The organism is Escherichia coli (genome assembly GCF_036503815.1).
In the GTDB taxonomy this organism is placed as follows: Bacteria; Pseudomonadota; Gammaproteobacteria; order Enterobacterales; family Enterobacteriaceae; genus Escherichia; species Escherichia coli_F.
Map to the genome: position 1 here is coordinate 681,255 of NZ_AP027764.1, position 12,178 is coordinate 693,432.

General features: G+C 45.8%; 11 protein-coding genes and 1 other RNA gene. 9 read left to right on the forward strand and 3 right to left on the reverse strand.

Going from position 1 to position 12,178, the window contains the following annotated elements; translation table 11 throughout:
• Positions 1-75: 75 nt before the first annotated feature.
• The 5 genes from garP to rnpB all read left to right on the forward strand — a co-directional run bounded on the left by garP (position 76) and on the right by rnpB (position 4,767).
• The gene (garP, locus tag AABJ99_RS03280) at positions 76-1,410 is read left to right on the forward strand and encodes a galactarate/glucarate/glycerate transporter GarP (RefSeq protein ID WP_032185178.1); all 1,335 of its coding nucleotides are present in this window, start codon (positions 76-78) and stop codon (positions 1,408-1,410) included.
• Positions 1,411-1,425: 15 nt separating this feature from the next.
• Positions 1,426-2,196, forward strand: coding sequence for a 2-dehydro-3-deoxyglucarate aldolase (gene garL / locus AABJ99_RS03285; protein ID WP_001058227.1), 771 nt, complete (start codon positions 1,426-1,428; stop codon positions 2,194-2,196).
• A gap of 29 nt (positions 2,197-2,225) precedes the next feature.
• Positions 2,226-3,116 (forward strand): 2-hydroxy-3-oxopropionate reductase, encoded by an 891-nt coding sequence (garR, locus tag AABJ99_RS03290; RefSeq protein ID WP_032185234.1) that lies wholly within the window; start codon positions 2,226-2,228, stop codon positions 3,114-3,116.
• Positions 3,117-3,212: 96 nt separating this feature from the next.
• Entirely contained in the window at positions 3,213-4,358 is a 1,146-nt protein-coding gene (gene garK / locus AABJ99_RS03295) for a glycerate 2-kinase (protein WP_001352915.1), read from the forward strand.
• 32 nt (positions 4,359-4,390) lie between these two features.
• An RNA gene (rnpB, locus tag AABJ99_RS03300) (RNase P RNA component class A) lies at positions 4,391-4,767 on the forward strand.
• Between the two features lie 272 nt (positions 4,768-5,039).
• Here rnpB and AABJ99_RS03305 read toward each other — a convergent pair.
• From AABJ99_RS03305 to tdcR, 3 genes are all read right to left on the reverse strand, one after another.
• Positions 5,040-6,209: a hypothetical protein gene (locus AABJ99_RS03305; RefSeq protein ID WP_039021351.1), complete on the reverse strand. Its 1,170-nt coding sequence runs from the start codon at positions 6,207-6,209 to the stop codon at positions 5,040-5,042.
• 21 nt (positions 6,210-6,230) lie between these two features.
• A complete protein-coding gene (locus AABJ99_RS03310; RefSeq protein WP_001352916.1) occupies positions 6,231-6,770 on the reverse strand; it encodes a hypothetical protein in 540 nt (179 codons plus the stop codon).
• Between the two features lie 238 nt (positions 6,771-7,008).
• Positions 7,009-7,245, reverse strand: coding sequence for a transcriptional activator TdcR (tdcR, locus tag AABJ99_RS03315; RefSeq protein WP_050009867.1), 237 nt, complete (start codon positions 7,243-7,245; stop codon positions 7,009-7,011).
• Between the two features lie 314 nt (positions 7,246-7,559).
• Here tdcR and tdcA point away from each other — a divergent pair, with 314 nt between their 5' ends.
• The 4 genes from tdcA (at position 7,560) to tdcD (ending at position 12,173) form a co-directional block, all read left to right on the forward strand.
• Entirely contained in the window at positions 7,560-8,498 is a 939-nt protein-coding gene (gene tdcA / locus AABJ99_RS03320; protein ID WP_000104211.1) for a transcriptional regulator TdcA, read from the forward strand.
• A gap of 98 nt (positions 8,499-8,596) precedes the next feature.
• A complete protein-coding gene (gene tdcB, locus AABJ99_RS03325) occupies positions 8,597-9,586 on the forward strand; it encodes a bifunctional threonine ammonia-lyase/L-serine ammonia-lyase TdcB (RefSeq protein ID WP_039021352.1) in 990 nt (329 codons plus the stop codon).
• Between the two features lie 21 nt (positions 9,587-9,607).
• Positions 9,608-10,939 (forward strand): threonine/serine transporter TdcC, encoded by a 1,332-nt coding sequence (gene tdcC / locus AABJ99_RS03330; protein WP_039021353.1) that lies wholly within the window; start codon positions 9,608-9,610, stop codon positions 10,937-10,939.
• A 25-nt stretch (positions 10,940-10,964) separates the two neighbouring features.
• The gene (gene tdcD, locus AABJ99_RS03335) at positions 10,965-12,173 is read left to right on the forward strand and encodes a propionate kinase (RefSeq protein WP_032303826.1); all 1,209 of its coding nucleotides are present in this window, start codon (positions 10,965-10,967) and stop codon (positions 12,171-12,173) included.
• Positions 12,174-12,178 lie beyond the last annotated feature (5 nt).

Sequence of the window (12,178 nt, forward strand, 5' to 3'; positions counted from 1 at the left end):
CGGCATAAATAAAACTCATAAATAACACCTTCCCCATAATAATAAAAATCAGCATAAGTACCCGAGGTAAATAAAATGATTCTGGACACCGTTGACGTAAAAAAGAAAGGCGTGCATACCCGCTATTTAATATTACTGATTATTTTTATTGTTACCGCCGTTAACTACGCCGATCGTGCAACGCTGTCTATTGCTGGTACCGAAGTGGCAAAAGAGTTGCAGTTAAGTGCGGTTTCGATGGGTTACATCTTTTCTGCTTTTGGCTGGGCCTACTTGCTGATGCAAATTCCCGGCGGCTGGCTGCTTGATAAGTTTGGCTCGAAAAAAGTTTACACCTACAGCCTCTTTTTCTGGTCGCTATTCACCTTCCTGCAAGGCTTTGTTGATATGTTCCCGCTGGCCTGGGCAGGGATCTCCATGTTCTTTATGCGCTTTATGCTCGGCTTCTCGGAAGCGCCATCATTCCCGGCGAACGCCCGTATTGTCGCCGCCTGGTTCCCGACGAAAGAACGTGGTACTGCCTCCGCCATCTTTAACTCGGCGCAATATTTCTCGCTGGCGCTCTTTTCGCCTCTGCTTGGCTGGCTGACTTTCGCCTGGGGATGGGAGCACGTCTTTACCGTTATGGGGGTGATTGGTTTTGTGCTGACGGCGCTGTGGATCAAGTTGATTCATAACCCGACAGATCACCCACGTATGTCTGCGGAAGAGCTGAAGTTTATATCTGAAAATGGCGCGGTGGTCGATATGGACCACAAAAAGCCGGGCAGCGCGGCAGCAAGCGGTCCCAAACTGCATTACATCAAGCAATTGCTCTCTAACCGCATGATGTTGGGCGTATTTTTCGGACAATATTTTATCAACACCATCACCTGGTTCTTCCTCACCTGGTTCCCGATTTATCTGGTGCAGGAAAAAGGCATGTCGATTCTGAAAGTGGGTCTGGTCGCCTCGATTCCGGCACTGTGTGGTTTTGCGGGCGGCGTGCTGGGAGGTGTCTTCTCGGATTATCTGATCAAACGCGGTTTGTCCCTGACCCTGGCACGTAAGCTACCGATTGTGCTGGGAATGTTGCTGGCTTCCACCATCATCTTATGTAACTACACCAACAACACCACGCTGGTGGTCACGCTGATGGCGCTGGCTTTTTTTGGCAAAGGATTTGGTGCTCTGGGCTGGCCGGTGATTTCTGACACCGCGCCGAAAGAGATTGTTGGCCTCTGCGGCGGCGTCTTTAACGTCTTTGGAAATGTTGCCTCCATTGTCACTCCACTGGTGATTGGCTACCTGGTAAGTGAACTGCACTCCTTCAATGCAGCACTGGTTTTCGTGGGATGTTCAGCGCTGATGGCGATGGTCTGCTACCTCTTCGTAGTTGGCGACATTAAACGTATGGAATTGCAGAAATAAGCAAAGGTATAAGCGATGAATAACGATGTTTTCCCGAATAAATTCAAAGCCGCACTGGCTGCGAAACAGGTACAAATTGGTTGCTGGTCAGCACTCTCTAACCCGATTAGCACTGAAGTTCTTGGTTTGGCTGGGTTTGACTGGCTGGTGCTGGATGGCGAACATGCGCCAAACGATATCTCCACGTTTATTCCGCAGTTAATGGCCCTGAAAGGCAGCGCCAGCGCGCCAGTAGTGCGAGTGCCGACCAACGAGCCGGTAATTATAAAGCGTCTTCTGGATATCGGTTTCTATAACTTCCTGATTCCTTTTGTAGAAACAAAAGAGGAAGCAGAGCAGGCGGTGGCATCAACCCGTTACCCACCGGAAGGCATTCGCGGCGTCTCCGTTTCTCACCGCGCCAATATGTTTGGCACCGTGGCGGATTATTTCGCTCAGTCGAACAAGAACATCACCATTCTGGTCCAGATAGAAAGTCAGCAGGGCGTAGATAACGTCGATGCCATTGCCGCTACCGAAGGTGTAGACGGTATCTTCGTCGGCCCCAGCGATCTGGCTGCGGCATTAGGCCATCTCGGCAATGCCTCGCACCCGGATGTACAAAAAGCAATCCAGCATATTTTTAACCGTGCCAGTGCGCACGGCAAACCCAGCGGTATCCTCGCGCCGGTCGAAGCCGATGCGCGTCGTTATCTGGAATGGGGCGCGACGTTTGTGGCTGTCGGCAGCGATCTCGGCGTCTTCCGCTCTGCCACTCAGAAACTGGCTGATACCTTTAAAAAATAACCACCACCGCAACAAGAGAGATGATTGATATGACTATGAAAGTTGGTTTTATTGGCCTGGGGATTATGGGTAAACCAATGAGTAAAAACCTTCTGAAAGCAGGTTACTCGCTGGTGGTTGCTGACCGTAACCCAGAAGCTATTGCTGACGTGATTGCTGCAGGTGCAGAAACAGCTTCTACGGCTAAATCGATCGCTGAACAGTGCGACGTCATCATAACCATGCTGCCAAACTCCCCTCATGTGAAAGAGGTGGCGCTGGGTGAGAATGGCATTATTGAAGGCGCGAAGCCAGGTACAGTATTGATCGATATGAGTTCTATTGCACCGCTGGCAAGCCGTGAAATAAGCGAAGCGCTGAAAGCGAAAGGCATTGATATGCTGGACGCCCCGGTGAGCGGCGGTGAACCGAAAGCCATCGACGGTACGCTGTCAGTGATGGTGGGCGGCGACAAGGCTATTTTCGACAAATACTATGATTTGATGAAAGCGATGGCGGGTTCCGTGGTGCATACCGGGGAAATCGGTGCAGGTAACGTCACCAAACTGGCAAATCAGGTCATTGTGGCGCTGAATATTGCCGCGATGTCAGAAGCGTTAACGCTGGCAACCAAAGCGGGCGTTAACCCGGATCTGGTGTATCAGGCAATTCGCGGTGGACTGGCGGGCAGTACCGTGCTGGATGCCAAAGCGCCGATGGTGATGGACCGCAACTTCAAGCCGGGCTTCCGTATTGATCTGCATATTAAGGATCTGGCAAATGCGCTGGATACTTCCCACGGCGTCGGCGCGCAACTGCCGCTCACAGCTGCGGTTATGGAGATGATGCAGGCACTGCGAGCAGATGGTTTAGGAACGGCGGATCATAGCGCCCTGGCGTGCTACTACGAAAAACTGGCGAAAGTCGAAGTTACTCGCTAATGACGTCGTGCCCGGATGGCGTATTGCAATCCGGGCCTGGAATCCAGGCCGAATAAGAGAAACGCCCTCCGGCGTCATGTGGTAACAGGCATAGGTATGAAAATCGTAATCGCCCCAGACTCTTATAAAGAAAGTTTATCTGCCAGCGAGGTTGCGCAGGCGATAGAAAAAGGATTTCGGGAAATTTTTCCTGATGCACAGTATGTTTCCGTTCCGGTTGCCGACGGTGGTGAAGGAACGGTGGAAGCCATGATTGCAGCCACCCAGGGGGCTGAACGTCACGCCTGGGTTACAGGGCCGCTGGGCGAGAAAGTGAATGCCAGTTGGGGGATCTCCGGCGATGGCAAAACCGCGTTTATCGAAATGGCGGCGGCCAGTGGGCTGGAACTGGTACCTGCGGAAAAACGCGATCCACTTGTGACCACTTCACGCGGTACTGGCGAGTTAATCCTGCAGGCGCTGGAGAGCGGCGCGACAAACATTATTATCGGCATTGGCGGCAGCGCCACCAACGACGGCGGCGCAGGCATGGTGCAGGCGCTGGGGGCGAAATTATGCGATGCCAACGGCAATGAAATTGGTTTTGGCGGCGGTAGCCTTAATACTCTGAATGATATTGATATTTCCGGCCTCGATCCGCGCTTAAAAGATTGTGCTATTCGCGTCGCTTGTGATGTCACCAATCCGCTGGTGGGCGATAACGGCGCATCGCGCATCTTTGGCCCACAAAAGGGAGCCAGTGAAGCGATGATTGTCGAGCTGGACAATAACCTCTCTCACTATGCCGATGTCATTAAAAAAGCGCTGCATGTTGATGTGAAAGATGTCCCCGGCGCAGGAGCTGCGGGCGGTATGGGCGCGGCGCTGATGGCGTTTCTTGGTGCGGAACTGAAAAGTGGTATTGAAATCGTCACGACGGCGCTGAATCTGGAGGAACATATTCACGATTGTACGCTGGTGATCACCGGTGAAGGGCGTATTGACAGCCAGAGTATACACGGCAAGGTTCCGATTGGCGTCGCAAACGTGGCGAAAAAGTACCATAAACCGGTGATTGGCATTGCGGGTAGCCTGACCAATGATGTTGGCGTTGTACATCAGCATGGCATTGATGCGGTCTTCAGCGTATTGACCAGTATTGGTACGTTGGACGAAGCATTCCGCGGGGCTTATGACAATATTTACCGTGCTTCACGTAATATCGCCGCGACACTGGCGATTGGAATGCGCAACGCGGGGTGACAAGGGCGCGCAAACCCTCTATACTGCGCGCCGAAGCTGACCAGACAGTCGCCGCTTCGTCGTCGTCCTCTTCGGGGGAGACGGGCGGAGGGGAGGAAAGTCCGGGCTCCATAGGGCAGGGTGCCAGGTAACGCCTGGGGGGGAAACCCACGACCAGTGCAACAGAGAGCAAACCGCCGATGGCTCACGCGAGTGAGATCAGGTAAGGGTGAAAGGGTGCGGTAAGAGCGCACCGCGCGGCTGGTAACAGTCCGTGGCACGGTAAACTCCACCCGGAGCAAGGCCAAATAGGGGTTCATAAGGTACGGCCCGTACTGAACCCGGGTAGGCTGCTTGAGCCAGTGAGCGATTGCTGGCCTAGATGAATGACTGTCCACGACAGAACCCGGCTTATCGGTCAGTTTCACCTATTTTAACGAAAACCCGCCAGCGTAAACTGGCGGGTTTTTGCTTTTGAGGAGGGTGGTCGGAAAGATGAACGTCTTATCTGGCCTACAAAACAACGAAAATTCAATATATTGCACAGAGGCAATGTAGGCCTGATAAGTGTAGCGCCTCAGGCAATTTTGTGTTTATCATCAGTCTCGAATCTGCTTCGGCAAGCTTTTACTTTTGGTGCAGACGGAAAGATGAACGAATATCTAAGCTATTAATAATAGACTTTGCAAGAAATCATTACATTTATATTTCATTTAAAAGATCGTAATCATACGTATATTCTTTGCTAATAAAACGACACTCGTTGAAGCTAAATTCATCGTCTGAAAAGGAATTGTCAACAGAATCTCTCTCTTCCTCCAGGCTATTATCTGAAAGCAAGTCGTTTGAGTTAGTGTAATCTAGGTTGTAATCGACAGTATAATTAATTTCTGGATCGGTTTGGTAATCATTTTTTTTGACGCAATCATATTCTTCAATAATTTTGTCGATATAATCATATGCTTTTTCTAATGAGAAGTCTTTCATCTCTGGTAATTTAACTTTGCTCAAATAATTGTTAATTTTTGAGGAGTTTTTATATATGCTTTTTGTTAATTCTTTTTCTAATTTGTCTGTTATATTTGCTGTTGGTATGGATTTTATAATCGCATATCTCATGATTTTTAATTGATCTTCGGTTAAATCTCCAAGCTCATTTAAACAACTTTCGACAAAGTTGATTTTTTCTCTGGAATAATCATCGCTGATACTTGTTAACGCTGGGGTGATTTTTAATAAAGAATTCCATGAGATAGTACCATTGTGTGTCGAACGCATAAAATTTATATTGTACATATTGGTTTTAGTAAACTTTGTTGCAAACAATGTAAAGGGATCTAAAGTCGCGTAAGCCATATGTTTATTTGAAAAATCATAACCAGTTAAATCGACGTTATGCAAGTCCAGATAGGATAAATCTATTACGTCGCCTGCTCCAGAGCTAAAGATTACATTTAGTCTTCTGATTTCATTATAAATTTCCTTTAATGAACAATTTATGTTCATGATGTCTGTTGAAATTTTTTTGTTATTTAACGGTTCACAAATTATAAGTTCGCAAGTATTGTCTGATCGTTGCGTTATTTGGGCATTATAACCTAAAAAGTCTATGCGAAGAGACGAGTCATTATAAAGTATTACATTTTTTAAGTATGCTAATTCTTGTTGGAAATCACCATCGATAATACATGTCCCACCAGGTTGCAACGCGCTGATTAACGTGACCATTTGTTTAGAAGTCTGTATTAGTTTTACTACACCTGGTGCTAGTGCTTTGAGGTCATTTATTATGGGGTTTTCAGGAAGGTCATTCATTTTTATACATACTAAATTATTACCTAAGTCATTACCTATTGATGAAACCGGGAACATTATTTTATCCTTTTTAAATAATCAATGAGAATCATGATTAAAATGATCTGGTGAAAAAAAGAGAATTTGCCAACAATCTGAAACATTGTCAGTTTTATTAAAATGATTAAATTCCGTTAAGATAACTTCTTTTTGCGTGAACTTTGCGCAAAACTTAAAAATTGTCTCCTTGATACACTCCAGATCTTTTCTATTGATGGCTGAACAAGTACATTTTTCGCCAAAAGGTGAAAATGTGCCTACATCTAAAGTTTGTATTATATAATCATCATTTACTCCTGTAGAAATATCTATGATGAATGGACTTCTATTTTCCGGTTGGATTCGGATCATTACAGAAGAAACATCACCTTTATAGACATTCAATGCAGTAATTGCAGATAATATTCTCCGCAATTCATTGCTTATGCTGTAAATTTCATTAACGTCATTTGTCGATATAATCTCGGCAAATTTTATTTTTACCTTCCAATAATCAATGTTTCTATTATAAGTGTTAACAGTTTCGTACATTGGTGGTATCGAAGGGGGTAAAAAATGTGAAACCGAATAACCTTTCATTGATGCCTGCCTTGTCATCATGACAAACAATAATCAATGCTTATTTTCCTTGCACGGTTCGCTCACAACTATCAAAAAACGCTCAATTACCCGGCATTACAGTCAACGAAGCAAAATTCTGTGGTCTACAACGATGTAAAGCACAACGAAAATCCTCCTTGTTCTCTTATTCTGATCGTATAGCGATGAACATCAATTATTCGTTTTGTGATCATCAACACAAAATGCTATTTAGTAACTATGGTGACAGTAGAAACGAGGGGAAACGATTGCATTCACAAAATGACGTCCTGTAAGAAGGGTGAAAGTTGATGTTAATCAATTGTTCGAGATGATCAATATCTGTATTCGAAATTTTAAAACATTGATAAAATAAATGTTTGCCCTCCAACAAATAGCGAGAAAAAATGTGACGTGCCGCATTATTTATCGCTGAAAATGATTTATTTATAATAAAATTTGATAACTTGCTCATAAAATTTAACTCAAAATTTGCCTGGTAATTATCCGCTAATTGCTTGAAATATGGTCGCAGTTGCTTTTTTTTATTAACCACATAACGAATGATGTTATCGCCATAAAATATGGTTATCCCTGTCATTTTTTTTGACAAAAATCAGGGTTTATGCTGATTTATATACTTTAACTTATTGATATATAAGAATATTTAATTGATACAGTGATGTCCAAAAAAGTATTGAAAGTTAATTTGTGAGTGGTCGCACATATCCTGTTCATTTCATTTTGATACACTTCATGCCGTCAATGAGGTTATTAACGTAGGTAGTTATGAGCACTATTCTTCTTCCGAAAACGCAGCATCTGGTAGTCTTTCAGGAAGTCATTAGAAGTGGCTCTATCGGCTCGGCTGCAAAAGAATTAGGGTTAACTCAACCCGCCGTCAGTAAAATCATTAACGATATTGAAGACTATTTTGGTGTGGAATTAGTGGTGCGGAAAAATACCGGTGTAACATTAACACCTGCCGGTCAATTGTTACTTTCCCGTTCCGAATCCATTACCCGTGAAATGAAAAATATGGTGAATGAGATAAGCGGTATGTCTTCTGAGGCGGTGGTGGAAGTCTCGTTTGGTTTTCCTTCATTGATTGGTTTTACTTTTATGTCCGGGATGATCAACAAGTTCAAAGAGGTGTTCCCGAAAGCGCAGGTTTCTATGTATGAAGCGCAACTGTCTTCGTTCCTACCGGCAATCCGCGACGGTCGCCTGGATTTTGCGATTGGTACGTTAAGCGCAGAAATGAAGCTTCAGGATTTACATGTTGAGCCGCTGTTCGAGTCCGAGTTTGTGCTGGTAGCCAGTAAGTCCCGAACATGCACCGGCACCACCACGCTGGAGTCGTTGAAGAACGAACAGTGGGTGTTGCCACAAACCAATATGGGGTACTACAGCGAGCTGCTCACCACGTTACAAAGAAATGGCATCAGTATTGAAAACATCGTTAAAACCGACTCAGTCGTGACAATTTATAATCTTGTTCTCAATGCTGATTTCTTAACTGTAATTCCTTGTGATATGACTTCACCTTTTGGTTCTAATCAATTTATTACTATTCCGGTTGAAGAAACATTACCTGTGGCACAATATGCCGCGGTATGGTCGAAAAATTATCGTATTAAAAAAGCAGCATCGGTTTTGGTGGAATTAGCCAAAGAGTATTCATCTTATAATGGGTGTAGACGAAGGCAATTAATTGAAGTTGGTTAGTTATTTGTTTTTATTTAAACATAAATAATCCACCTGTCTGTTTTGCAGGTGTCGGTTACGGTTACCTACATATTTAATTCAGGCTAAGAGGTTTTATAATGCATATTACATACGATCTCCCGGTTGCTATTGATGACATCATTGAAGCAAAACAACGACTGGCTGGGCGAATTTATAAAACAGGCATGCCTCGCTCCAACTATTTTAGTGAACGTTGCAAAGGTGAAATATTCCTCAAATTCGAAAACATGCAGCGTACCGGGTCATTTAAAATTCGTGGTGCATTTAATAAATTAAGTTCACTGACTGATGCGGAAAAACGTAAAGGTGTAGTGGCCTGCTCTGCGGGCAACCATGCGCAAGGGGTTTCGCTCTCCTGCGCGATGCTGGATATCGACGGTAAAGTGGTGATGCCAAAAGGCGCGCCGAAATCCAAAGTAGCGGCAACGTGCGACTACTCCGCTGAAGTTGTTCTGCACGGCGACAACTTTAACGACACTATCGCTAAAGTGAGCGAAATTGTCGAAACGGAAGGCCGTATTTTTATCCCACCTTATGATGATCCGAAAGTGATTGCTGGTCAGGGAACGATTGGCCTGGAAATTATGGAAGATCTCTATGATGTCGATAATGTGATTGTGCCAATTGGCGGTGGCGGTTTAATTGCTGGTATTGCGGTAGCGATTAAATCAATTAACCCGACTATTCGTGTTATTGGCGTACAGTCAGAAAACGTTCACGGCATGGCGGCTTCTTTCCACTCCGGAGAAATAACCACGCACCGAACTACCGGCACCCTGGCGGATGGTTGTGATGTCGCCCGCCCGGGTAATTTAACTTACGAAATCGTTCGTGAATTAGTCGATGACATCGTGCTGGTCAGCGAAGACGAAATCAGAAACAGTATGATTGCCTTAATTCAGCGCAATAAAGTCGTCACCGAAGGCGCAGGCGCTCTGGCATGTGCTGCATTATTAAGCGGTAAATTAGACCAATATATTCAAAACAGAAAAACCGTCAGTATTATTTCCGGCGGCAATATCGATCTTTCTCGCGTCTCTCAAATCACCGGTTTCGTTGACGCTTAATTAATTCGTTGAGGATAGGATATGAGTACTTCAGATAGCATTGTATCCAGCCAGACAAATCAATCGTCCTGGCGTAAATCAGATACCACATGGACGTTAGGCTTGTTTGGTACGGCAATCGGCGCCGGGGTGCTGTTCTTCCCTATCCGCGCAGGTTTTGGCGGACTGATCCCGATTCTTCTGATGTTGGTATTGGCATACCCCATCGCATTTTATTGCCACCGGGCGCTGGCGCGTCTGTGTCTTTCTGGCTCTAACCCTTCCGGCAACATTACGGAAACGGTGGAAGAGCATTTTGGTAAAACTGGCGGCGTGGTTATCACGTTCCTGTACTTCTTCGCGATTTGCCCACTGCTGTGGATTTATGGCGTTACTATTACCAATACCTTTATGACGTTCTGGGAAAACCAGCTCGGCTTTGCACCGCTGAATCGCGGCTTTGTGGCGCTGTTCCTGTTGCTGCTGATGGCTTTCGTCATCTGGTTTGGTAAGGATCTGATGGTTAAAGTGATGAGCTACCTGGTATGGCCGTTTATCGCCAGCCTGGTGCTGATTTCTCTATCGCTGATCCCTTACTGGAACTCTGCAGTTATCGACCAGGTTGACCTCGGTTCGCTGTCGTTAACCGGCCATGACGGTATCCTGATCACTGTCTGGCTGGGGATTTCCATCATGGTTTTCTCCTTTAACTTCTCGCCAATCGTCTCTTCCTTCGTGGTTTCTAAACGTGAAGAGTATGAGAAAGATTTTGGTCGCGATTTCACCGAGCGTAAATGTTCACAAATCATCTCTCGCGCCAGTATGCTGATGGTTGCAGTGGTGATGTTCTTTGCCTTTAGCTGCCTGTTTACGCTGTCTCCGGCGAATATGGCTGAAGCGAAAGCGCAGAATATTCCAGTGCTTTCTTATCTGGCTAACCACTTTGCGTCCATGACCGGTACCAAAACAACGTTTGCAATTACACTGGAATATGCAGCTTCCATTATCGCACTCGTGGCTATTTTCAAATCTTTCTTCGGTCACTATCTGGGGACGCTGGAAGGTCTGAATGGTTTGATTCTGAAGTTCGGTTATAAAGGTGACAAAACCAAAGTGTCGCTGGGTAAACTGAATACTCTCAGCATGATTTTCATCATGGGATCCACCTGGGTTGTTGCCTACGCCAACCCGAACATCCTCGACCTGATTGAAGCTATGGGCGCGCCGATTATCGCATCCCTGTTGTGCCTGTTGCCGATGTATGCCATCCGTAAAGCGCCGTCTCTGGCGAAATACCGTGGTCGTCTGGATAACGTGTTTGTTACCGTGATTGGTCTGCTGACCATCCTGAACATCGTATACAAACTGTTTTAATCCGTAACTCAGGATGAGAAAAGAGATGAATGAATTTCCGGTTGTTTTGGTTATTAACTGTGGTTCGTCTTCGATTAAGTTTTCCGTGCTCGATGCCAGCGACTGTGAAGTATTAATGTCAGGTATTGCCGACGGTATTAACTCGGAAAATGCATTCTTATCCGTAAATGGGGGAGAGCCAGCACCGCTGGCTCACCACAGCTACGAAGGTGCATTGAAGGCAATTGCATTTGAACTGGAAAAACGGAATTTAAATGACAGTGTGGCCTTAATCGGCCACCGTATCGCCCACGGCGGCAGTATTTTTACCGAGTCCGCCATTATTACCGATGAAGTCATTGATAATATCCGTCGCGTTTCTCCACTGGCACCCCTGCATAATTACGCCAATTTAAGTGGTATTGAATCGGCGCAGCAATTATTCCCGGGCGTAACTCAGGTGGCGGTATTTGATACCAGTTTCCACCAGACGATGGCTCCGGAAGCTTATTTATACGGCCTGCCGTGGAAATATTATGAAGAGTTAGGTGTACGCCGTTATGGTTTCCACGGTACGTCGCACCGCTATGTTTCCCAGCGCGCACATTCTTTGCTGAATCTGGCAGAGGATGACTCCGGCCTGGTCGTGGCGCATCTTGGCAATGGCGCATCAATCTGCGCAGTTAGCAACGGTCAGAGTGTTGACACCTCAATGGGAATGACGCCGCTGGAAGGCTTGATGATGGGTACCCGCAGTGGCGATGTCGACTTTGGGGCGATGTCCTGGGTCGCCAGTCAAACCAACCAGAGCCTGAGTGACCTGGAACGCGTAGTGAATAAAGAGTCGGGATTATTAGGCATTTCCGGTCTTTCTTCGGATTTACGTGTTCTGGAAAAAGCCTGGCATGAAGGTCACGAACGCGCGCAACTGGCAATTAAAACCTTTGTTCACCGAATTGCCCGTCATATTGCCGGACACGCAGCCTCATTACGTCGCCTGGATGGAATTATATTCACCGGCGGAATAGGAGAAAATTCAAGTTTAATTCGTCGTCTGGTCATGGAACATTTGGCTGTATTAGGCGTAGAGATTGATACAGAAATGAATAATCGCTCTAACTCCTTTGGAGAGCGAATTGTTTCTAGTGAAAATGCGCGTGTCATTTGCGCCGTTATTCCGACTAACGAAGAAAAAATGATTGCTTTGGATGCCATTCATTTAGGCAAAGTTAACGCGCCCGCAGAATTTGCATAATTTAG